At 61.3% G+C, this 26,909-nt stretch carries 1 protein-coding gene; it reads left to right on the top strand.

Annotated elements, in window-relative coordinates:
- Positions 1 to 104: 104 nt before the first annotated feature.
- Positions 105 to 26,852: a non-ribosomal peptide synthase/polyketide synthase gene (locus O1W68_RS17995; protein ID WP_269305860.1), complete on the top strand. Its 26,748-nt coding sequence runs from the start codon at positions 105 to 107 to the stop codon at positions 26,850 to 26,852.
- Positions 26,853 to 26,909: the final 57 nt, after the last annotated feature.

The raw sequence follows: 26,909 nt of genomic DNA on the forward strand, positions 1-26,909 counted from the left end.
GGACAGTGAACACATTGATCGATCCTGCTCGCGCATCGTATCGACGACCGGTGTCGAAGCCGACGATCTGTTCGACGAGGTTCCCGCGTCAGAAAGGCGAATGAATGCGAGCCGTGATTTCGGGGGAGTCGCATGGCTCCCTTCCTCGAAGCGATGACGAGACCTCAGGATTTCCGCTTTCCTCGGCGCAGCGTGGAATGTGGTTTGCGCAGCAACTGGCGCCCGAGGTCCCGGTCTGCATTGCGCAGTACGTGGACCTACGAGGTGACCTCGATCTCGAGCTACTGAGAAAGTCTTCACGTACCGCCGGGCACGAATTTCAATCTGCCTTTCTTCGCCTGTCCGAGATCGACGGGGAACCGATCCAGATCGTCGATCACGGCATAGACGACAACGTCGATTTTCTGGACCTGCGTAGCGAAGCGGATCCCATGGCCGCCGCAAAAGCATGGATCGACGAAAATTACACGGCACCAGTCGATCTGAGCCGCGATCGCCTGGTCACGGTGTGGATTCTGCAAGTCGAGGACAGTCGTTTCTTGTGGTACAGCAAAATTCACCACGTCGCACTCGACGGCTACGGCGCAATGACCATGGTCAACCGCACGGCCGAGCTCTATACAGCCGAGCTCGAAGGAAAGGATCCCAAGCCGTCGAGTGCAGCGGATTTGAAGAAGCTGTACTCACTCGATCAGAAATACCGACATTCAGGGCGGTTCGAAACCGACCGCGAGTACTGGGCCGAACACGTACGTGAGGTGCAGGGTGGCGCCACACTGGCGAACTCCGATGGTGCCACGGTAGCCGCGAGTAAGCTCGAAAGCGCGGCCCTCGACGAGCACGTCGTGAAGAACCTCGAGAAGTCGGACGCCACAAAGAGCGCAACGGCAGCCGCCGTAGTCATCGCAGCATTCGCGTGCTATCTCTCACGCATGACGGGGCGCGAAGACGTCCTGGTGAACATTCCAGTGTCCGCAAGAACGACCGCAGTTCTCCGTCGCTCCGGCGGAATGCTGGTCAACGTCGCTCCGCTGCCCATCAGTGTCTCTCCGGCCGGCAGCATCGGCGATTTGGTACAGCATGTCCAACTCGAACTCATGGGAGCGCTGCGACATCAGCGATTCAGCATCGAGGACATCCGACGCGACCTGACCGCCAAGGGCCTCGATAGCGGCCTACTTGCGCCCATGGTCAACGTGATGCTGTTTCATCAAGAAATCCATCTCGGGCCCATCTCCGGTGAATTCAACATCGTCACCTCTGGCCCGGTCGACGACCTTTTGGTCAACATCTACCAAAGCGGCTCTCCAGCAAAAACATTCATCGACTTCCGCGGAAATCCGAACAGATACGTCGATGCGGATCTCGCCCGTCATCATCGTGGATTCATCGACATCCTCTCCGCGTTCGTCGAGGCAGGCCCACTTGATCTGGTCGACGATGTGCACGCCGAGAGCGCAGCTGTCGGCCGCCGCCGCAGACTCGAGCAACAACAGTTGGCTTACTGGTCGACAGCGCTTACCGACGCACCTGCCGGAGTCGGCCTGGGGCCGTCCACACAGGGAACACCTTCCGAGGTTCATCCGAAGCCGAGACTTGGAGTCGAGGCTAGCGTGGACTACCGAGTCCACCGACGACTTACTTCCGATGCGGCAAAGCACGGATCCAGCGTTCTCGTCACTGTTCACGCTGCTCTTGTCGCACTGTTGGCCCGCCTTTCGGGGGAGACCGACATCGCGATCGGCGCGCGGACACCGTTCACCGAAGGCAACACCATCGTGTTTCGGACTTCGGTCGTGCGCGGAGAACCGTTCGCCGAGTTGGCCTCCCGCGCGCACGAGAGCGATACCGCTGCTCTCGCTCATGCGGACGTGTCGATGGCCGACGTCTTCGAGAAACTCTCACGCGACGATCTCTATCGCGTCGTGCTGGCGTTCGGAACCAAAGCGACGCCCGCGGTCGACACCGACGTCGAACTGGTGGTGTCGGTCGACGAAACGTTCGATGCGCTCGGCGCTCCCCGCGGGATTGCAATCCGATTCGATTGCGAAGCAGCAGTTCTCAGCGAAGTGGCACTTCGTGGTCACCTCGCTCGGCTGATCAAGATGCTCCGCGTTGTCTCTCAGAATTCGCGCGTCTTCACTGATGATATCGACGTGTTGTCCGAGTCCGAACGTGAGTTGTTGGTGCCGGTGCGTGGTGGTGTGTCGGTGGATGGCCTGTTGTTGCCGGAGATTTTCTCTTCTGCGGTGGGTGTTGCGGGTGTGGATGCTGTGGCGTTGGTGTGTGGTGGGGCGTCGGTGTCGTATGGGGATTTGGATGTTCGGTCTTCGCGGTTGGCGCGGTTGTTGATTTCGCGTGGTGTGGGTGTGGGTTCGTTCGTCGCGTTGGGGTTGCGGCGTTCGGTGGAGTCGGTGGTTGCGGTGTGGGCGGTAGCGAAGGCCGGTGGTGCGTTCTTGCCGGTGGATCCGTCGTATCCGGTGGATCGGATTGCGCATATGTTGTCGGATTCGGCTGCGACAGTGGGGATTACTGCGGCCGAGTATGTGTCGGATGTGGGTCAGGCGGGCGGTGGGGTGTCGTGGATCGTCCTGGACGATGAGGCGATCGCGCGTGAGGTTGGTGGGTTGTCTGGTGAGCCGGTGTCCGATGGTGATCGGTTGGGTTCGGTTCGTCTCGATGATGCGGCGTATTTGATTTATACCTCGGGTTCGACGGGTGTGCCGAAGGGTGTGGTGGTCACTCATCGGGGTCTGGCGAATTTGGCTGAGGTAGAACGGGTTCGGTTCGGGGTGTCGACTTCGTCGCGGACTTTGGCGTTCGCGTCGCCGAGTTTCGATGCGGCGGTGCTCGAGTTGGTGTTGGCGTTCTGTGGTGGTGCGGCGATGGTGATTGCGCCGACGGATGTTTTCGGTGGGGTGGAGTTGGCGCAGTTGTTGCGTGAGGAGGAGATTACTCATGCTTTTGTGACGCCGGCGGCGTTGGCGTCGGTGGATCCGGTGGGTCTGGATTCGCTGGGTGTGGTGGTTACTGGTGGTGATGCGTCGGGTTCTGATTTGGTCGATCGTTGGGCGCCGGGCCGGTCGATGTTCAATGCGTATGGTCCGACGGAGGCGACGGTGTTTGCGTCGTTGAGTGCGCCGATGTCGCCGGGTGATCCGGTCGATATCGGTTCTCCGGTGTCGGGTTTTGCTGTGGTGGTGTTGGATTCGCGTTTGCAGCCGGTGCCGGTGGGTGTTGTGGGTGAGTTGTATTTGGCTGGTCCTGGGTTGGCGCGTGGTTATCATGATCGGTTGGGGTTGACGGCGGAGCGGTTCGTGGCGGCGCCGTTCGGTGATGGGGTGCGGATGTATCGCACGGGTGATGTGGTGCGGTGGACTGGTTCTGGGGTTTTGGAGTATGTGGGGCGCAGTGATTTTCAGGTGAAGGTTCGTGGGTTCCGGATCGAGTTGGGTGAGATCGATGCGGTGATTGCGGCTTTGCCGGAGGTTGATTTCGTGTCGACGGTGGGTGTCGATGGTCCTGGGGGTACGACGGTGTTGGTGTCGTATCTGTTCGGTGTGGCGGGCGGGTCAGTCGATGTCGATGTGGTGCGGGATCGGGTGGTGTCGGTGTTGCCGGGGCATATGGTTCCGTCGGCGTTCGTGGTGTTGGAGTCGATTCCGTTGACTCCGGCGGGCAAGTTGGATCGCCGAGCACTACCCACGCCGGAACTCGGACGCAAGTCCGAATTCCGATCTCCGGAAACAGCGCGACAGCAGAAAATCGCCGACGTGTTCACCGAACTTCTCGACGGCCGCAGAATAGGTATCGACGAAAGCTTCTTCGACCTCGGTGGAAATTCGCTCGTCGCAACACGACTCGTGGCGCGCGTCAATGCGGAGCTCGGGACCGGACTGCGGGTTCTCGACCTTTTCGAGGCACCCACCATCGAAGAGCTGGCATTACGCGCCGAAAGTTCCAAGGCCAGGGGTTCGCGTCCTGTGTTGGGTGTGGTGGAGCGGCCGTCGGTGATTCCGTTGTCGCAGGCGCAGCGTCGGATGTGGTTCATCAATCAGTTCGATACGTCGTCGCCTGCGTACAATATTCCGCTTGCGGTGCGGTTGTCGGGTGCTCTCGATGTGGCTGCGCTCGAGGCTGCGGTGGGGGATGTGTTGGTTCGTCACGAGTCGTTGCGGACTACTTTCCCGGTGGAGGGTGAGTTGCCGTGTCAGTTGATCGGGTCTGTTTCCGATGTGGTGGTCGACTTGGCGGTTGTGGAGCTCGATGCGGATGGGTTGCAGGAGCGGATTCTTGCCGATGCTGCTGCGGGGTTCGATGTGACGGTGGATGTGCCGTTTCGGGCGTCGTTGTATCGGGTGGGTGTAGGTGAGTTCGTGTTGGCGATTGTGGTGCATCATATTGCTGCTGATGGTGCGTCGATGGCGCCGCTTGCTGCTGATGTGATGGTGGCGTACAGCGCTCGGGTTGCTGGTGGGGTTCCGGGGTGGGAGCCGTTGGCGGTGCAGTATGTCGATTACACGTTGTGGCAGCGTGAGGTTCTCGGTAGTGAGGATGATCCGGAGTCTGTGCTGTCGCGTCAGTTGGCGTTTTGGTCTCAGGCGTTGGCGGATGTGCCGGATGTGTTGCCGTTGCCGATCGATCATCCACGCCCGAACCAACAATCGATATCGGGTGCAACCCGCGCATTCGAGATCCCCGCCGACAGTCGGGATGGACTGATGCAGTTGGCGTCGAACCATGACTCCACCCTGTTCATGGTTGTCCATTCTGCGCTGGCATTACTGCTGGCTCGTCTCAGTGGTGCCGAGGACATCACTATCGGTACTCCCATCGCCGGGCGCGGTGAAGCGGGCCTGGACAACCTCGTGGGTATGTTCGTGGGGACCCTCGTTCTGCGGACGGAGGTCTCACCGCACGCGAGTTTCACCGAACTTCTCGCTGCTACCCGTGCTGCAGATCTCGCGGCCTTCGACAACACCGACATCCCCTTCGAGCGACTCGTCGACGCCCTGGCACCGACACGCTCGACCGATCACTCACCATTGTTCCAGGTACTACTGGAGTTCCAGAACAACCAGAGCGCACACCTCGAACTGCCCGGCCTCGCCGTCGCGTTCGAGGAATTGTCGACCGGAACGACCAAGTTCGATCTGCAGCTGCGGGTCGATGAAGCCGCAACGGGATCAGGTTCGCTCCCAGCAGCATTCACGTATGCCACCGAACTGTTCGATGCATCTACCATCGACAACTTCGTGGATCGATTCCTCAGATTGCTGCGTTCGATATGCGAGTCTCCGACAGTCCCGCTCCGCGATGTCGAGATCCTGTCACGACGCGAGCGCGAGACCGTTCTGGAAGATTGGAACGCAACCGATCACGTCCTGCCGGCGACGGTCGGTTCGGATCCGACGCTCAATACCCTGTTCGATTTGCAGGTGGCCCGGAGCCCGTACTCGATAGCTTTGGTTTTCGAGGACGAACACGTGACCTACCGCGAGTTCGACGACCGCTCCAATCAGCTTGCACGTCACTTGATCTCACTCGGGGTGGGTCCGGAAACCCACGTCGGGCTCGCTATACGGCGCTCGATCGATCTACTTGTGGGAATGTACGCAATCGTCAAGGCGGGCGGTGCCTACGTCCCGATAGATCCGGACCACCCGACCGATCGCTCGGCGTATGTCATCGACAGTGCTGATCCGGTGTGCATTCTGACCACCAGTCGGGACTGGATCAACGTCCCTGTGGCCACTCCAGTGCTCGCCGTGGATTTGATCGACGTCTCGGACCGGGCTACCGATCCGGTGACGGACGCTGAGCGTCACAGTGCGATCAGCGGACGAAACACCGCCTATGTCATCTACACCTCGGGGTCCACCGGGCGCCCGAAGGGTGTTGCGGTCAGCCATGAAGCAATCGTCAACCGCCTGCTGTGGATGCAGGACGAATACAGCCTCGAGCCGTCGGACAATGTGCTGCAGAAAACTCCTGCAACCTTCGACGTGTCGGTGTGGGAGTTCTTCTGGGCTCTGCAGATCGGCGCGAAGCTCGTCATCGCCGAACCGGATGGGCACCGCGACCCGGAATACCTTTCGCGTTTGATTCTCCGTGAGCGCATCACCACGGTGCACTTCGTTCCGTCGATGCTGGCCGTCTTCACCGATGGTGCACATTCCGACGACTGCGTGTCGTTGCGGCTGGTGTTCTGTAGCGGGGAGGCGTTGCCGCCGGCAACCGTCGGCGTGTTCACAGACTTCTCCGGTGCGGATCTACACAACCTGTACGGTCCCACCGAGGCTGCGGTCGACGTCACTGCTTACCACTGCGCTGCAACAGATCCCACCGTTGTCCCGATTGGGGCGCCGGTGTGGAACACGCGGGTCTACGTTCTCGATGCGTCCCTGAAGCCGGCTCCCATCGGTGCACCCGGTGAGCTCTACCTCGCCGGTATTCAGCTTGCTCGCGGGTACGTCGGACGCGGGGATCTCACCGCGGATCGGTTCATCGCAGATCCGTTCGGGGAGCCAGGCGCTCGGATATACCGCACCGGGGACCTCGTACGATGGCGCGGCGACGGCAACCTCGAATACATCGGTCGTACCGATTTCCAGGTCAAGCTCCGTGGTCTGCGTATCGAGCTGCCGGAAATCGAAGCTGCTGTGCTGCGCCACGAGTCCGTTGCCCAGGCAGTCGCGATCGTCCACAGCAACGAAGCAACCGGCGAGGTTCTGGTCGCCTACGTGGTCGCTGCACGCGGGCGAGTAGTCGACGGCGCCGAACTGAGCACAGCGCTGGCGGAGTCGTTACCCGCGTACATGGTTCCCTCCCTTTTCATCGAACTCGACGAGTTCCCTCTGAACGCGAGCGGCAAGCTCGATCGAAAGATGCTTCCGGAGCCAGAATTCGGAACTGCTGATGTCGAGCTGGTCAGCCCGCAGAACCCGGTCGAGGAGATCATTGCTGCCGAGTGCGCCGATCTTCTCGGTCTCTCCCAGCTCGGAGTCACCCAGAACTTTTTCGAAGTGGGTGGCAACTCGCTGGTAGCCATGCGCCTGGTGGCACGCGTCAACTCTGCGCTCGGTTCGACATTGACAGTGCGCGATCTGTTCGACGGGCCGACAGTCCGAGCTTTGGCCGAGACCGCCGAGTCCCACGGATACCGGACCGATGCACGCCCGGCCTTGACGTCGGTAGTGCGCCCAGAATCCATCCCGGTGTCGCTCGCGCAACAGCGAATGTGGTTCATCAACCAGTACGACACATCCTCCGCCGCATACAACGTTGCCTTCGCTATGCGGATGACCGGGCGCCTGGATATCGACGCTTTGCGCAGTGCGATCGGCGACGTGATCGACCGGCACGAGTCCTTGCGCACGGTCTTCCCGCTGACCGACACTGGACCGATCCAGTCCATTCTTCAATCCCACCAAGCGTTACCTGACCTGACACCGATTTCCGCGAATTCAGCTGCACACGTACTCGAGTTGGTAACCGAGATGGCGGGCACCGGCTTCGATGTGTCACGTTCGGTTCCCGTTCGCGCCCGACTGATCGAAGTCGACGAGGAAGAATACGTTCTCGGTTTCGTCGTTCATCACATCTCTTCCGACGGTTTCTCCACGGCTCCGCTCGCCCGCGATCTCATCGTCGCGTACAGCGCTCGGTCTGGTGGTGATGCCCCCACTCCGACACCGCTACCCGTCCAGTACGCGGACTATTCGATGTGGCAGCGTGACTTTCTCGGCTCGGAGTCCGATCCGGCATCGCTGATGTCGACTCAACTCTCCTTCTGGGTCAACTCGTTGTCCGGCGCCCCGGATGTACTCGCACTTCCGTACGATCGGCCTCGCCCGGCGGAAGCGTCGTTCCGAGGCGCTCAGATCGATTTCGACATCGACGTCGATCTTCACCGCGCGATAACCGAGCTGGCGGCATCTCGCGACTCCAGCGTGTTCATGATCGTTCACGCAGCTCTCACCGTGCTGCTGTCGACATTGTCTGCATCCGATGACATTTCGGTCGGCACACCAATCTCGGGACGTGGCGACGCGGCTCTGGACGACCTGGTGGGCATGTTCGTCAACACGCTGGTTCTGCGTACCGAGATCGACCGATCTGCTCCCTTCGACACTCTGCTCGACACGGTGCGCACTGCGGACCTCTCAGCTTTTACGCACTCGGACATCCCGTTCGAGCGGGTAGTCGATGCGCTCGACCCCGCTCGATCGACCTCGTACACGCCGCTGTTCCAGGTCTTGCTCGAGTTCCAGCAGACCGATCGGCCGAACATCACTTTGCCGGACCTCGAGATCGAGGGGATCGAACTTGCCAATGCCATTGCGAACTTCGATCTCCAGCTGACAATTTCGGAGTCTTTCGATGATTCGGGTCGTCAAGCAGGTATCGATGCGTCGTTCCGGTACGCGAGTGATCTATTCGACTCGTCGACCGTATCGGTGTTCGCGACTCGTCTGCTCAAAATTCTGCATATAGTGACCGGCCGACCAACGATCATCGTCGGGGATATCGATGTCCTCTCCACCGTGGAGCGAGATGCGCTGGCGCCCGTCCGCGGTGCATCAGGAGAAGACGCACGACTGCTTCCGGATATCTTGACGGCGGCAGTCAGTGCAGCGGGTGCTGCAGCGGACGCCCTGTGGTTCGAAGACGCCGTCGTCAGCTACGGAGAACTCGATATCCGTTCATCGCAGCTGGCCCGAGCGTTGGTCGGCCTCGGTGCAGGTCCCGGCGCGGTAGTTGCGCTGGCCACGCCGCGTTCGGCGGACACCATCGTTGCACTGTGGGCTGTGACCAAGGCTGGTGCTGCATTCCTCCCCGTCGATCCGACGTATCCAGCTGACCGTATCGAACACATGCTGACCGACTCGGGAGCTGTCCTCGGTCTCACGACGTCATCAGATGCGCCCCAGCTGCAGCGTCTCTCGGCGACGACCTGGGTGTTGCTCGACGACGCCGACCAGATGGTCGCCATCGCCGAACACTCGGGCGATGCGGTTCGCAACGTCGATCGTCTTCGGCCGCTGCGACTCGACGACGCCGCCTACCTGATCTACACCTCGGGTTCGACTGGCGTTCCGAAGGGCGTCGTCGTCACTCACCGGGGGTTGTCCAACCTCGCCGAGGAGGAGCGCACCCGATTCCGGGTCACTCCTGCTTCGCGCACCTTGGCGTTCGCCAGCCCGAGTTTCGATGCGTCGATTCTCGAATTCATGTTGGCCTTCGGCGGCGCAGCCACCATGGTGATCGCACCCCCTGCGACGTACGGCGGGCCCGATCTGAGTCGGCTCCTCGCGGAACAGCAGGTCACCCATGCTTTCGTCACACCCGCAGCACTGGCATCCGTGGACCCGATCGGTCTGACCCGGCTCGAGGTCATCGCTACCGGTGGCGACAGCTGTCCTCCGGAATTGGTTGCCCGGTGGGCACCGGGGCGGTCGATGTTCAATGCCTACGGTCCTACCGAGGCGACTATCTTCTCTTCGATCAGCACCAGCATGTCCCCGGGGGCACCCGTCGACATCGGTTCCCCGACAATCGGTTTCGTCGAAGTCGTACTCGACGAGCGGTTGAATCCGGTCCCGGTCGGCGTACCGGGTGAGCTCTACCTCGCGGGCCCAGCACTTGCCCGCGGCTATCACGGACGTCTCGGGCTGACCGCCGAGCGGTTCGTCGCGAACCCGTTCGACGAGGTCGGTTCGCGCATGTATCGCACCGGTGACATCGTTCGCTGGAACCGCGACGGTGCGTTGGAGTTCGTTGGGCGCAGTGATTCACAGGTCAAGGTCCGAGGTTTTCGCATCGAACTCGGCGAGATCGACAGTGTGCTCGCTGCGCATCCGTCCGTGGACTTCGTGACGACTGCCGGCACTACCGGGCCTGCGGGAAACACAATTCTCGTTGCTTATGTCCTGCCGACAGCCGATGCCGGGTTCGATGTGCGCGCGTTGCGTGAGCAGGTTGCTGCAGCGTTGCCCGCTCACATGGTTCCGACGGCATTCGTCGAACTCGATGCCATTCCGCTGACCCCCGCAGGCAAGCTCGATCGCCGAGCACTACCGCAGCCGTCGTTCGACAACAGGCCCGAGTCCGGCCGAGACGCGAACACTCCGGTCGAGAAGATGTTGGCCGGCCTATTCGCGGAGGTTCTGCGCCTCGATCATGTAGGTGTCGACGACTCATTCTTCGCCCTCGGTGGCGACAGCATCATGTCGATTCAACTGGTCTCGCGCGCAAAAGCAGCAGGCTTCGTTCTGTCACCACGTGATGTCTTCGAACGCAAGACCGTTGCTGGGCTGGCCGAGGTCGCCCTGTCGGTGGATGACGCGGACACCGCGATCTTGGAGGAGCTTCCAGGCGGCGGAGTCGGCGAGGTCCCGCTGACACCGATCGTGTCCTGGATGATCGAGCGGACTCGACAGTTCGATCGTCATACGCAGACCGCATTGCTCACACTGCCACCCGGCATCGAGCAAACGGTGCTCGAGCGCACAGTGCAATCTGTGCTTGACCACCACGACATGCTTCGCGCTCGCCTGCAGCACGACCAAGACGAATGGATGATGGACGTTCGTCCCGCAGGGGCGGTCGCTGCCGCCGAGATCATCCGCCGCGTAGGCGTCGATTCGGCTTCGGGTCACGAATTCTCGACTTTGGCGTCGGCCGAACTCGATCGAGCTGCGGGCCGGTTGGATCCGGGCGCGGGGTCGATGCTGCAGTTGGTGTGGTTCGACGCAGGCTCACAGCCTTCCCGGTTACTGATCGTCGCCCACCACCTCGTGGTCGACGGTGTGTCCTGGCGGATTCTGGTGCCGGACTTGGCATCGGCCTGGTCGCAAGTAGTCGCCGGCCAAGAGCCCGTACTCGCGCCGGTGGGAACATCGATGCGCCGTTGGGCCCACGGTCTCCGAGATGAAGCTGTCGATCGCCGCAGCGAACTCGATCTGTGGCAACAGGTGCTGGACGGTCACGATAGATTGATCGGGTCTCGTCCGCTCGATCCGGCAGTCGATGTGTACGACACGGTGGAGCGAATCGACGTCGAGCTCTCCGCAGCGGTCACCGAGGATCTACTCACCACGATCCCCGATGTCTTCCACGGCAGTGTAAACGACGGATTGATGGCCGGACTCGCGCTGGCAATCGCAGCGTGGCGCCGTACACGAGGCGGAATGGACGACGAGGTAGTGGACGGCGAGGTCTTCGTCAGCCTCGAAGGCCACGGACGTGAAGATCACGTGGTGCCCGGTGCCGATCTAGGGCGAACCATCGGATGGTTCACCACCATCTTCCCAGTTCGAATCAATTTGTCCGGCACTGACATCGACGATGCATTGGCCGGTGGAGTATCCGCCGGAAGCCTGATCAAATCGGTCAAGGAACGCCTGTTGGCGGTACCGGATCACGGTATCGGTTATGGCATGCTTCGCTACCTCGACGAGCAGTCACGGGAGGCGCTTGCCGCACACCCCAGTCCGCAGATCAGCTTCAACTATCTCGGTCGCTACAGCGCGGGCATCCCGGACAACCTTGGTGACGTGGGTTGGCTACCTGTCGACGACGCGGATATCGGCGACGTCCAGAACTCGGATCTTCCGGTAGCAGCGGTACTGGACATCAACGCGGTGACCACGACCGGTGAGGCAGGCCCAGTTCTCGAAGCCACCTTCGCCTTTCCGTCGGGCGTGCTCGATTCCGAAGATGTCGAGGAACTGACCGCGCTATGGGTCCGGGCTTTGACCGGCCTGGCGCGGCACGCACGCAGTGTCGACGCCGGTGGGTTCACCCCGTCGGATCTCGACTTGGTGCAGCTCGATCAAGCGGCCATCGACGACATCGAGTTCAGGTATCCGAAGCTCGTGGACATCTGGTCCATGTCACCGCTTCAATCCGGACTGCTGTTCCACGCAGAGTTGTCGGACCAGTCCGTCGATGCCTACATCGTCCAGCTGGTGTTGGAGCTGGGTGGAACACTGGATCGGGCACGTTTCCGGGCTGCCGCGCAGCGACTTCTCGACCGGCATGCAAACCTGCGGACTGCCTTCGTGCACAACATGGAAGGCGATTCCGTACAGATCGTCGAACGTGATGTCGAGGTGCCGTGGAACGAATACGACCTCACTGGACTGGACGAGTCCGCGGCGCAGATCGAACTCGAACGCATCATGGCTACCGATCGCGCTACGCGCTTCAACATGGCCGAGGCGCCGCTCCTGCGGTTCACGCTCATCGACGTCCATCCGGGCGAGTGGCGAGTGGTCATGACCAATCACCACATTCTTATCGACGGTTGGTCTACGCCTCTGCTCATCCGCGAACTGCTGACGTTGTACGCAACCGATGGTGACGACTCGATATTGCCTCGTGTACCTGCATACCGCGACTATTTGAAATGGATGAGTCGCCGCGATTCAGCGAGCGCGCGGTCTGCGTGGAGCGAAGCGTTGTCCGGGCTGTCCGAACCGACGTTGCTGACGCCGATCGAAAGCCGTCGGCAAGAGTCGACGCTCGCAGCACGTGTACTGACATCACTGTCAGCCGCGGACACCGATCGACTGCGCGGGGTGGCACGCGAGCGCGGGGTCACGGTCAACACGCTCGTCCAGGCCGCGTGGGGAACTGTCCTCGGTACACTGACAGGACGCAGCGACGTATTGTTCGGTGCAACGGTGTCCGGTCGGCCGCCCGAGATCAACGACATCGAATCGATGATCGGGTTGTTCATCAACACGTTGCCGGTTCGCGTCACACTCGACCCACGGGAGACGTTGGGCGAGTTCATCGCTCGACTCCAGTCGGAACAAGCTGGTCTGTTGGACCATCATTATCTCGGTTTGACCGAGATCCAGCGTGCGGTCGGACCGGCAGTCGCATTCGACACGCTCACCGTGTTCGAGTCCTATCCGGTCGATCGGGCAGGACTCTCCGATGACACCGACATCGCGGGTATGCGGGTACAGAACATTCTGGACGGCAGCGATACCGCTCAGTACCCGCTGACGCTGGTCGCCATGGCGAACGAACAACTGCACATCGAAGCAAAATATTTACCCGAACTGTTCGACTCGATGGAGGTCGAATCGATCGTCGAGCGCATCGTTCGAGTGTTGACGGCGTTCTCAACGACGCCGGACCTACTCATGGGACAGCTGGATTTATTGTCGGTGTCCGAGCGTGAGTTGTTGGTGCCGGTGCGTGGTGGTGTGTCGGTGGATGGCCTGTTGTTGCCGGAGATTTTGTCTTCTGCGGTCGATGCCGCCGGTGCGGACGCAACAGCGTTGGTGTGTGGTGGGGTGTCGGTGTCGTATGGGGATTTGGATGTTCGATCTTCACGCCTGGCGCGGTTGTTGATTTCGCGTGGTGTGGGTGTGGGTTCGTTCGTCGCGTTGGGGTTGCGTCGTTCGGTGGAGTCGGTGGTTGCGGTGTGGGCGGTAGCGAAGGCCGGTGGCGCGTTCTTACCGGTGGATCCGTCGTATCCGGTGGACCGTATTGCTCATATGTTGTCCGATTCTGGTGCTGTAGTGGGTATTACCGCGGTCGAGCATGTGTCGGGTTTGACCCAGGCCGGCGGCGGGGTGTCGTGGATCGCCCTGGACGAGGAGTCGACCGTACGAGAGCTTGTCGATCTTTCAGCTGAGCCGCTTTTCGGCAGCGATCGCCTGGGATCGGTCCACCTCGATGATGCTGCGTACCTGATTTATACCTCGGGTTCCACGGGTGTACCGAAGGGTGTCGTTGTGACACACCGTGGTTTGGCGAATTTGGCTGAGGAAGAACGTGTTCGGTTCGGGGTCACTCCTGCATCGCGGACTTTGGCGTTCGCGTCGCCGAGTTTCGATGCGTCGGTGCTCGAGTTGGTGTTGGCGTTCTGTGGCGGTGCGGCGATGGTGATTGCGCCGACCGATGTCTTCGGCGGTGTCGAGCTTGCTCGGTTGCTGCGCGATGAGAAGATCACGCATGCCTTCGTCACGCCGGCTGCGTTGGCGTCGGTGGATCCCACCGGTCTCGATTCACTCGCAGTCGTAGCGACCGGCGGTGATGCCTCGGGGTCGGATTTGGTCGATCGTTGGGCGCCGGGCCGGTCGATGTTCAATGCGTATGGTCCGACGGAGGCGACGGTGTTTGCGTCGTTGAGTGCGCCGATGTCGCCGAGTGATCCGGTCGATATCGGTTCTCCGGTGTCGGGTTTTGCTGTGGTGGTGTTGGATTCGCGTTTGCAGCCGGTGCCGGTGGGCGTTGCAGGTGAGCTCTATCTGTCGGGTGGTGGGTTGGCTCGCGGCTACCACGATCGATTGGGGTTGACGGCGGAGCGGTTCGTCGCGGCGCCGTTCGGTGATGGGGTGCGGATGTATCGCACGGGTGATGTGGTGCGGTGGACTGGTTCTGGGGTTTTGGAGTATCTGGGGCGCAGTGATTTTCAGGTGAAGGTTCGTGGGTTCCGGATCGAGTTGGGTGAGATCGATGCGGTGATTGCGGCTTTGCCGGAGGTTGATTTCGTGTCGACGGTGGGTGTCGATGGTCCGGCGGGCGCGACGATCTTGGTGTCGTATGTGCTCGGTGTGGTGGGTGGGGTGGTTGATGTCGATGCGGTGCGGGATCGGGTGGTGTCGGTGTTGCCGGCGCATATGGTTCCGTCGGTGTTCGTGGTATTGGATTCCATTCCGTTGACTCCGGCAGGTAAGTTGGATCGCCGAGCACTACCTACGCCAGAATTGCCCAGTGCCGGCAGCGGACGTACACCTCGCAACGAGACAGAAGTAGCCATCGCCCGGGTCTTCGCAGAAGTGCTCGGTGCCGAAGCTATAGGCCTCGACGACAATTTCTTCGATCTCGGCGGTGATTCACTCAGCGCCACACGAGTGACGGCCCGGGTCAATGCTGCGCTGGGCGCGAACATCAGCGTTCGCATGTTGTTCGAATCACCCACCGTTGCAACGCTTTCCACTCGAACAACAGATAGCGCCGTCGCCAGTCCGCGCCCGGCGTTGGGTGTGGTGGAGCGTCCGTCGGTGATTCCGTTGTCACAGGCGCAGCGTCGGATGTGGTTCATCAATCAGTTCGATACGTCTTCGCCTGCGTACAATATTCCGCTTGCGGTGCGGTTGTCGGGTGCTCTCGATGTGGCTGCGCTAGAGGCTGCGGTGGGGGATGTGTTGGTTCGTCACGAGTCGTTGCGGACTACTTTCCCGGTGGAGGGTGAGTTGCCGTGTCAGTTGATCGGGTCTGTTTCCGATGTGGTGGTCGACTTGGCGGTTGTGGAGCTCGATGCGGATGGGTTGCAGGAGCGGATTCTTGCCGATGCTGCTGCGGGGTTCGATGTGACGGTGGATGTGCCGTTTCGGGCGTCGTTGTATCGGGTGGGTGTAGGTGAGTTCGTGTTGGCGATTGTGGTGCATCATATTGCTGCTGATGGTGCGTCGATGGCGCCGCTTGCTGCTGATGTGATGGTGGCGTACAGCGCTCGGGTTGCTGGTGGGGTTCCGGGGTGGGAGCCGTTGGCGGTGCAGTATGTCGATTACACGTTGTGGCAGCGTGAGGTTCTCGGTAGTGAGGATGATCCGGACTCTGTGCTGTCGCGTCAGTTGGCGTTTTGGTCTCAGGCGTTGGCAGATGTGCCGGATGTGTTGCCGTTGCCGATCGATCATCCACGCCCGAACCAACAATCCAACAGAGGTGCTTCGGTCGCATTCGACATCGATGCAGCAACTCATGATCGCCTGGTCGGGCTCGCACGTGAGACCCGCTCGACAGTCTTCATGGTTGTCCATTCTGCGCTGGCATTACTGCTGGCTCGTCTCAGTGGTACCGAGGACATCACTATCGGTACTCCCATCGCCGGGCGCGGTGAAGCGGGCTTGGACAACCTCGTGGGTATGTTCGTGGGGACCCTCGTTCTGCGGACAGAGGTCTCACCGCACGCGAGTTTCACCGAACTTCTCGCTGCTACCCGTGCTGCAGATCTCGCGGCCTTCGACAACACCGACATCCCCTTCGAGCGACTCGTCGACGCCCTGGCACCGACACGCTCGACCGATCACTCACCATTGTTCCAGGTACTACTGGAGTTCCAGAACAACCAGAGCGCACACCTCGAACTGCCCGATCTCAGCGTCACAGCTCTCGAATTCGATGCTGGAGTCGCAAAGTTCGACCTGCAGTTGACGATGTCGGAGCACTTCGACGAATCAGGTTCTCCCTCAGGGATGTCGGGTGCACTGACCTATGCCGTCGACCTGTTCGACGAGGACTCGGTGCAGAAGTTCACTGACAGATTCGTCGCAATCGTCGATGCTGTGACCGCGGACTCGACCGTCACGATCGGTGAGATCGAGATCGTGGACCCCGCCGAGACGGCTGCGATGCGGTCCGACTGGAATCACCCAGGAACACTGCCGTCGAGCGAGACCCTGACCGCTCGCTTCGAGGCTGCTGTTCGACGCTTCCCCGACTCCCCGGCCGTCGTCGACGGTGAAACCGGATATTCCTATGCACAACTCGATTCTCGCGCGAACCAGCTCGCTCGCCACCTGGTCTCAGCCGGGGTAGGCCCGGAAACGCTTGTAGCAGTTGCTATGCCGCGGACTGCTGGGTTGATCGTCGTACTGCTGGCGGTACTCAAGGCCGGCGGCGGGTATCTCCCCGTCGACGTCACCTATCCGGCAGACCGACTGGCATTCATGCTCGACGATGCTCGGCCCGTGTGTGTCGTTTCGACGACTCGGGACGTGGAATCGGTTCCCACCGACGCTCTCGCAACGGTCCTGATAGACGACCCGGAAACCGTGTCGACTTTGGATTCGCTGTCACCGGAACCGTTGTCTTCGAACGAGCGTGTCGGCGACGCCAGGCCGGATTCGGTCGCGTACGTCATCTATACATCGGGGAGCACCGGCCGCCCCAAGGGCGTTCAAGTTACGCATGCGACCGTCGCGACGCTCTTCGAGAACACCATCGGTAAGTTCGGCTTCGACGAATCCGATGTGTGGACGATGTTCCACTCCTACGCTTTCGACTTCTCGGTGTGGGAGCTCTGGGGGCCGTTGCTGTACGGCGGCAAACTCGTCGTCGTCGACTACTACACGGCGCGCTCTCCGGAGCTGTTCCGTGAGTTACTGGTTGCCGAACAGGTCACCGTACTCAATCAGACACCGACGGCGTTCTACCAATTCGCCGAGGCAGACCGCACGGCGCCTGCTGACTCCGATCCTCTGGCGCTGCGTTACGTGATCTTCGGTGGCGAAGCACTCGATCTCGGTCAACTCGGTCGTTGGTATTCCCGATATGCCGAGGATTCGCCCACTCTGGTGAATATGTACGGAATCACCGAAACCACCGTGCATGTCAGTTACCTTCCGCTCGACGAGGAGTTCGCCGCCTCTGCGTCCGCAAGCGTCATCGGGCAGGCTATCCCCGGATTGACTGTGTCCGTGCGTGATCGACGCTTGGGTCTGGTTCCTCCTGGCGTCACCGGCGAAATGTATGTGTCCGGCGCACAACTTTCACGCGGATACCTCGGTCGAACAGCTCTGACGTCGACGCGCTTCGTCGCGGACCCCGACAGCAGCGCCGGAACTCGGATGTATCGCACCGGTGACACCGCTCGGTGGAACCGTGCCGGCCAACTCGAGTACCTCGGCCGTAGTGACATGCAGATCCAGCTACATGGATTCCGAATCGAACTGGGTGAGATCGAGGCTGCGTTGTCCAGCTACGACGGCGTCGCTCAATCGGTGGTCTCGGTTCGCGACGGCGGGGCAGGCGATCGTCTTGTCGGCTATGTCGTGCCGGAAGCGGGCCGGACCGTGGACACTTCGTCGATTCTGGAGTTCGTCAGCGGGACGCTGACGTCGTACATGGTGCCCGCGGCAGTCATCGTCCTCGACGCGCTTCCGTTGACGGCCAACGGAAAACTCGATCGCCGAGCTCTGCCGGCACCGGACTTCGCCTCGAGTGTCACATTGAGCCGGGCCCCTGCGACGCCGATCGAAGAAAGCCTTGCATCGTTGTTCGCCGAGGTTCTCGGACTGGATGCAGTCGGAGTGGACGACTCGTTCTTCGCGCTCGGTGGCGACAGCATCATGTCGATCCAGCTGGTCTCGCGCGCCAAGGCAGCAGGGTTGGTCATCGCTCCGCGAGACGTGTTCGAGCGCAAGAGCGTTGCGGCACTGGCCGAGGTAGCTCGCCGCGCCGAGGACTCCGAAGTTGTGGTCCTCGAGGAGTTGCCGGGTGGTGGAGTCGGCGACCTTCCGCTGACCCCCGTCGTGCAGTGGATGCTCGAACGCAGCGAAGAGTTCGGTCGATACACCCAGACTGCGCTGCTGCAACTGCCTACGCAGATCGAGCGGGAGATTCTCCACTTTACTGTTCAGACCGTCCTCGACACCCACGACATGCTCCGTGCGCGCCTGTACCGGAACTATGACGGTGTCTGGTCGGAAACGGTGGAGCCGGTCGGGTCGGTAGAGGCTTCGTCGATCATCCACAGGGTCGACGTCGACTCGATCGAAGGATCAGAGTTCTCCACCTTAGCCGCGCTCGAATTGGACGCTGCCGCAGATCGTCTCGATCCGACGGTCGGTCGAATGATTCAGCTGGTCTGGTTCGCCGACGGCTTGGGCCGTGGTCGTCTTCTCATCGTCGCGCATCACCTGGTGATCGACGGGGTGTCCTGGCGCATCCTCGTGCCGGATCTGGCTTCGGCTTGGGCACATGCTGTGGCCGGTACCGAACCCGCTCTGCCCGAGACCGGAACCTCGATGCGTCGATGGGCAACAGGTCTCGCCGAGGTCGCCGGGACGCGTACGGACGAGTTGCCGCTATGGCAGGGCATGCTCGCCGGAGCCGACGAGGTCATAGGTTCACGGGTCCTGGATCCGGCCGTGGACGTCGACGCCACCGTCGAACGCATCAGAGTGTCGTTGCCGACGACTGTCACCGAGCATCTTCTGACGACACTCCCGGAGAAATTCCATGGCAGCGTCAACGACGGACTACTGACTGGTCTCGCTGTGGCACTGACGGCCTGGCGACGTGAGCAGGGCTCGACTGCCGATAATGCCCTTGTCACTTTGGAGGGCCATGGTCGTGAAGACGGCGTCGTGCCGGGTGCAGATCTCGGACGTACCGTCGGTTGGTTCACCACTATCTTCCCGGTGCGCCTGGGTCTGACCGGAATCGATCTCGACGACGTCCTCGAAGGGGGACCCGCGGCCGGCGATGCCATCAAATCGGTGAAGGAACAGCTGCTGGCGATCCCGGATCATGGCATCGGCTACGGCATGCTGCGGTATCTGACCGAGGAAGGAAGAATTGTCCTGGGCGGGTTCCCCCGTCCACAGGTCAGCTTCAACTACCTGGGGCGCTTCGCCACCGGTTCTTCGGAGAACATGCAGGATGTCGGATGGATTCCGGTGTCGGACACAACGTTGGGCGACGCACAGAACCCGAACATGCCGGTTCCAGCTGTGCTGGACATCAACGCCGTCACGAACGCGACATCGACTGGCCCCGTTCTGGACGCCACTTTCGCCTATCCAGCCGGTGTTCTGGCCTCGCACGAGGTGGATCGACTGATCGAACTGTGGGTTGCGGCGCTGACCGCGTTGACGACGCACGCGACGACGTCGAATGCGGGTGGCTTCACGCCGTCGGATCTGGATTTGGTCGATATCGATCAGGCGACCATCACCGAGCTCGAGGCACGCTTTCCTGCTCTCGACGATGTCTGGTCGATGTCGCCGTTGCAGGCCGGCCTGTTGTTCCACGCGCGGTTGGCCGGCGAGGTCGACCAGAGCGTCGACACCGGTGTCGACGCCTACATGGTGCAACTCGGGTTGGAGCTCCGCGGTGTCGTGGACATCGCTCGAATGAATGCTGCGGCTCAGACCTTGCTCGATCGCCACGCCAATCTGCGAACAGCGTTCGTACACAATGCAGACGGCGAATCCGTGCAGGTTGTTCAAACGGGGATTCGGGTTCCCTGGAGTCACGTCGATCTGCGCGGCGAAACCGATAGCGACGCCGCTCTCGACCGTGTTCTCGAATCCGACCGCGCCACGCGATTCGCACTGGATCGTGCTCCGCTACTCAGGTTCACGTTGATCACCAAAGCAGAGGGGGAGTGGCGTCTGTTGATGACCAACCACCACATCCTGCTCGACGGATGGTCGACACCTCTGCTGATCAAGGAACTGCTGACGCTCTACGCAACTGCGGGCGACGATTCGATGTTGCCTCGCGTGCCCGCGTATCGCGACTACCTGGCGTGGATGCACACCCGCGACTCTTCGCTGTCCACTGCAGAATGGACGCGTGCTCTGGCAGGCGTCGAAGAACCCACCCTTCTCGCCGATGCAGATCGTGGCCGTCATCTCTCGACGACTTCGGTGGAGAGGTCTCGATCGTTGTCACTGGAGACCACTGCGGCGCTGCGAGATTTCGCGGCACAGCACGGATCGACGCTCAATACCATCGTCCAGAGCGCCTGGGGCGTGGTACTTGCCGCACTGACCGGTCGTAGCGACGTCGTCTTCGGCGCCACAGTGTCCGGCAGGCCGCCGGAAGTCAACGGCATCGAGTCGATGATCGGCCTGTTCATCAACACGTTGCCCGTGCGGATCACGCTCGACCCAGCCGAACCGATCGGTGACCTCATCGATCGGGTGCAGGTGGAACAGGCAGCATTGCTGGACCATCACTACCTGGGTCTGACCGATATTCAGCGCGCTGCAGGCCCGGGCGTTTCGTTCGACACCCTTACCGTCTTCGAGTCCTATCCGGTCGACCGCGCCGGTTTGTCGGAAGAGACCGATATCGCGGGAATGAAGGTGGCCGACGTCCTGGGTTCGGACGCCGCGCACTATCCGCTGACTCTTGTTGCGTCGGTCGATGATCGCCTTCACTTGAAGGCGAAATATCTGCCCGATCTCTTCACCGCCGAACAGATCGATCGCATCGTTGCCCGCGTCGAGCGGGTGCTCTATGCCGTACTCATCGACGATCGCAGCCCGTTGGCGCGGGTTCGCCTGCTCGACGACATCGAACACGCTTCCTTGGCTCCGGTCGTCGGCGCTGAAGGCGGCTCGAAGAGACTGTTGCCACACATTTTCGAGCAGGCAGCCGCACTCGATCCCGACCACATCGCACTTCGATTCGCCGACAGGACAATGACATACGGTGAATTGGATCGGCAGTCAACGCGACTGGCCAGACTGCTCCTGGCACGCGGCGTGTCCGCAGAATCGTTCGTAGCACTCGGTCTTTTTCGGTCGATCGAATCGGTCGTCTCCGTGTGGGCGGTCGCCAAGACCGGTGCCGCATTCGTCCCCGTGGATCCCGGGTACCCACGAGATCGTATCGACCACATGGTCAGTGACTCGGGTGCGCAGTTCGGTCTGACGATGCGGGCCAATGTGCCCGGCCTCCCCGAGACCCTTGCCGGGGGCGGTGGCTGGACCGTTCTCGACGATGCACAGATAGCGACCGAACTCGACGAGTACGCGGTGTCACCTCTTCGCGAGGACGAGCGAGTCCACGGTATCCAGCTCGACAGCGTCGCTTACGCGATCTACACATCCGGTTCGACCGGCCTACCCAAGGGTGTTGTCGTAACGCATACAGGTCTCGACAATTTTGCAGCCGAGCAGTCCGAGCGATACGAGATCACCCCACAATCGAGGACTTTGCATGTTTCGTCACCGAGTTTCGATGCCTCGGTGCTCGAGTACCTACTGGCGTTCGGAATGGGCGCGACAATGGTCATCGTCCCGCCGACAGTCTACGGTGGCGAAGAGCTCACGAACATTCTCGCGTCCGAGAAAGTTACTCACGGATTCATCACCCCGGCAGTTCTCGCTTCGGTCGATCCTGCCGGCCTCGACTCGTTCCAGTACGTGGCCGTCGGAGGCGAGGCGGTTCCCGCCGAGCTGGTCGCAACCTGGGCACCCGGCCGTAATTTGTTCAACGGTTACGGCCCGACCGAGACCACCATCATGTCGAACATCAGCGACCCGCTGGACGCTGATTCCGCGCTGACTATAGGCGGTCCCATCCGCGCGGTGTACGAAGTCGTGCTCGACACCCGGATGCAGCCCGTTCCAGTCGGCGTGTCTGGTGAGTTGTACCTTGCAGGCGTGGGCCTGGCACGTGGTTATCACGCACGAGGAGCGTTGACTTCCGAACGCTTCGTCGCGAACCCGTTCGGGATGGCCGGCGCTCGTATGTACCGCACCGGGGACGTCGTTCGATGGACGCCCGAGCGCACCGTCGAATACATCGGGCGCAGCGATTTCCAGGTCAAGGTGCGCGGGTTCCGCATCGAGCTCGGCGAGATCGACGCCGTGCTCTCCACCCACCCAGCCGTTGACTTCGTTGCGACCGTAGGATCCGAATCGCCCTCGGGTGCAACAGTTCTGGTTGCCTATGTCCGGTCCGCTGACCGTTCTGCGGAGATCGACACCGCGGAACTGACGGCACATGCGTCGGCGAGCCTTCCCGGTCACATGGTGCCGTCCTTTTTCGTGCAGCTTGCCGAGATACCGCTGACACCGGTCGGAAAATTGGACCGCCGTGCTTTGCCCGAACCCGAATTCGGTTCGGACACAAACGCATATATAGCGCCGCGGAACGCTCGAGAAACCACGGTTGCGACCGTCTTCGAGGAGACTCTCGGGATCGACCGCGTCGGTGCGCTCGACAGCTTCTTCGATCTAGGTGGAGACTCCTTGTCGGCCACCCGAGTGATCGCGCGCATCAATGCCGCGAGCGGTGCGGGACTGGGAGTTCGCGCAATCTTCGAAACGCCCACAGTCGCAGGACTGGCTGCGGCCATCGGTACGTCCTCGCCCTCGGGTGACCGCCCCGCCCTACGCGCTGTCGTTCGCCCCGAGCGGATCCCGCTGTCGCTGGCACAACAGCGCATGTGGTTCATCAACACCTTCGATCCGAGCTCGCCCGCGTACAACGTGCCGCTGGTGGTGCGCTTGACCGGAGAACTCGACCTCGACGCACTCGAACTGGCCGTCGCGGACCTGCTCGAACGGCACGAATCCCTGCGGACGACGTTCCCGTCCGACGGTGTCATGCCCGAACAACGGATCCACCGGACCGAAGACGTCGTTCCTGCTGTTTCGGTGGTGTCCATTGCCGATGGCGACCTTCGTGATGCCATCGGCACTATCGCCGGGACCGGATTCGACGTCACTACCGAGATCCCGATTCGTCTTGCGCTATACCGAATCGAGTCCTCGGTCGAACCCACGCACGTCCTTGCCATCGTGGTGCACCACATCGCGGCCGATGGAGCCTCGATGGCCCCGCTCGCCCGCGATGTGATGATCGCCTACTCGGCTCGGACTGCCTCGAGCGCGCCCGCATGGGCACCGTTGCCCGTGCAGTACGCGGACTACACGCTCTGGCAGCGCGAACTACTCGGAGACGAGAAGGACTCTGCCAGCATCGCCAGCGGACAATTGGATTTCTGGCGCACCGCACTCCAGGGAGTGCCCGACCTGCTTCCGCTGCCGACGGATCGTCCACGGCCGAACTTGCAGGACTTCCGCGGTGGACGCATCGTGTTCTCCATCGACAAGGACGTGCATCGGCGCATAACGGAATTCGTCCGCGAGCGGAACGCCACTATGTTCATGGTCGTGCACGGTGCGTTTGCCGCGACCCTTGCCCGCCTCAGCGGAACAGAGGATATCGCTATCACCACTCCGGTGGCAGGCAGAGGTGAAGCGGCACTCGACGACTTGATCGGCATGTTCGTCAATACTCTCGTACTTCGGACTGTCGTCGATGGCGCCGAATCGTTCGAGTCGCTGCTCGGTCGGGTTGTCGATGCCGATCTCGAAGCTTTCGGCCACACCGAGATCCCGTTCGAGCGTGTCGTCGAAGTACTGAATCCGGCACGGTCGACGGCGTACTCACCGTTGTCTCAGGTCGCGTTGTCATTCCAGAACAACACCAAGGCACGGCTCGAACTACCCTCGCTGACCGTCGAAGGATTCGACTTCGATGTTCCTGTCGCGAAACAGGACTTGCAGTTGCTGCTTTCGGAGACATTCGACGAGGCCGGGCAGCCGGCGGGAATCGAAGCTGCATTCGACTTTGCGACATCGCTGTTCGATCCCGCCACGGTCGAGTCCTTCGCCGATCGCTTCGTTCGGATACTGGATTCGGTCACCCTCGACCCCACGTCACCGATCGGTGACGTGGACGTACTCGAGCCCGAGGAGCGCGAAAAGTTTGCTCCGGCACGCGGTGATGACGGTGTGCAGGAGCAGACCTGGCCGCAGATGCTCACGACAGAGGCATCGCTGAATCCGGACGGCATCGCGTTGGAATTTCGGGATACCCGCCTCTCGTACCGAGACCTGGACGACCTGTCGACGCGTATCGCGCGCATGTTGATCGACTTCGGCTTGGGCCCCGAGTCGTTCGTCGCGCTTGCCCTACCGAGATCGATCGAATCGGTCGTGTCGATGTGGTCGGTGACCAAATCCGGTGCGGCCTTCCTACCGGTAGATCCGAACTATCCTTCCGATCGCATCGCTCATATGCTGACCGACTCGAAAGCACCGATCGGTATCACTGTCGCCGAATACCGTGACCAACTTCCCGACACGATCCCGTGGCTCGTCATCGACGATCCCGATTTCGTCGACGATGCACAGCGTTATCCGACCGAGGAGGTCACCGACGCCGATAGGACGTCTACCCTGCAGCTCGATCATCCTGCCTACCTGATCTACACCTCGGGCTCGACAGGACGACCCAAAGGCGTTGCCGTGCGGCACCGTGGTCTGGCCAATCTGGAAAAGGAGGTCACGCACCGGTTCCATCCGACTATGAAGTCGCGGGTCTCCCATATCGCGTCCCCGAGCTTCGATGCCTCGATCTACGAACTCATGATGGCCTTCGGTGTGGGAGCCACTGTCGTCATCGTTGCGCCCGGGATCTTCGGCGGTGACGATCTTGCAGATCTGCTCGAGCAGTCCGGCGTCACGCATGCTTTTCTCACCCCGGCTGCGCTGTCCTCCATCGATGGCGACCGGCTTACCGACGTCGGCGTTCTCGCAGTCGGAGGAGAGGCGTGTACGTCCGAACTCATCGCTCGGTGGGCACCCGGCAGAAAAATGTTCAACGGTTACGGACCGACCGAGACTTCCATCCAAGCAAGCGTGGGTGGGCCACTCGTCCCCGGTCAGGTCATCGATGTGGGACAGCCCGCCATCGGCTTCCGTTACCTGGTCCTCGACGCACGCCTGCGTCCAGTTCCGGCGGGAGTGGCAGGAGAGCTCTACATTGCCGGACCTGGAACTGCTCGCGGCTACCTTTCTCGTTTCGCCTTGACGTCGGAACGGTTCGTTGCAGATCCGTTCGGTGAACCGGGCGAACGGATGTATCGCACGGGAGACGTGGTTCGGTGGACTGTCGACCACACGATCGAATTCGTCGGGCGCAGCGATTTCCAAGTCAAGGTTCGTGGGTTCCGAATCGAACTCGGCGAAATCGACGCCGCTCTCACCGCGCACGACGCCGTCGTGTTCGCGGCGACCATCGGTCATACCGCGCCGTCCGGCGACACCGTCCTGGTGTCGTACATTCGGATTGCCGATGGGCGCTCGGTCACTACGACCACGCTGACCGAGTTCGTCGGTGAAACGCTTCCGCGGCACATGGTCCCAACCGCAATCGTGGTCCTCGACGAGATTCCGCTGACTCCCGTCGGTAAGTTGGACCGTCGAGCCTTGCCGGTACCGGAATTGACGGGAGCGACAGTCGCCTATCGGGCGCCGTCGTCGGCGACCGAAGCCTCTGTCATCGAGGTCTTCACCGAGATTCTCGGAGTCGAGACCATCGGTGTCGACGACAACTTCTTCGATCTCGGAGGTACGTCGTTGGTGGCAACACGCGTCGTACCTGCTCTGGAGACTGCGACGGGTGTGCGCGTGCCGCTGCAGGCCCTTTTCCTCGACCCGACCGCGGCTGGGCTCGCCGCCCGAATCGATTCCACGGAAAGCGAGCAGTCTTCTCTGGACAGTGCCTTCGGCGTCGTGATTCCGTTGCGCGGGCAGGGGAGTGGAACACCTCTGTTCTGTGTTCACCCCGGCATCGGACTGTCGTGGGGTTACTCCGGAATTGTTCGTCACCTCGCGGCCGATCGACCTGTGTACGGTCTTCAGCTTCCGAGTATCTCCGAAGGCGGTGCCTTCGAGTCGATTCAGGCTCTCGCACACCGCTACGTCGAGGAGATCCGCGCAGTCCAGCCGGTCGGTCCGTACAACCTGCTCGGGTGGTCACTCGGCGGCGCCATCGCTCATGCGGTCGCGGTCGAACTCTGCCATGACGGATCCATCGTCGAGTCCCTGACGATTCTGGACAGCTACGTCCTCGAACCCGCCGAGGCGGTCGAAGGTCGACTCAGCGTCGAGGAGTTGCTCGCCGGTCTCGGCCTCGATGTCGGGAACCAGGAATCGGACGGAGCGCTGACCTACGAGAGCGCGGTGGAACTTCTGAACGAATCCTTCGGCCAGAACACCGGTGTGACTCCGCAGCATCTGGAACGGATCAACGACGGATTCGGTAACTCGACGACAATCATGAACCGCTTCGTGCCCGATGTCTTCGATGGAAACGTTCTGTTCTTCTCCGCAGCACAGGGCTCCGGCGATGGAGTTTCTCGCGACCCGGCGCAATGGAATGAATTCGTGACCGGAAAAGTCCGAATTCATGAAGTCGACTGCGCCCACAATCAGATGATCGAACCGCAGGTGCTCGCGGAAATCGGCACAGTATTGGAAATCTATCTCGATGAAAACCTGTATTGAGCACATGAATCTGGTGGTAGCGAATACCATCGCAGAGACAAAACGAACAATTCGTCG

This window comes from Rhodococcus sp. H36-A4 (genome assembly GCF_027158005.1).
Taxonomy (GTDB): Bacteria; Actinomycetota; Actinomycetes; order Mycobacteriales; family Mycobacteriaceae; genus Rhodococcoides.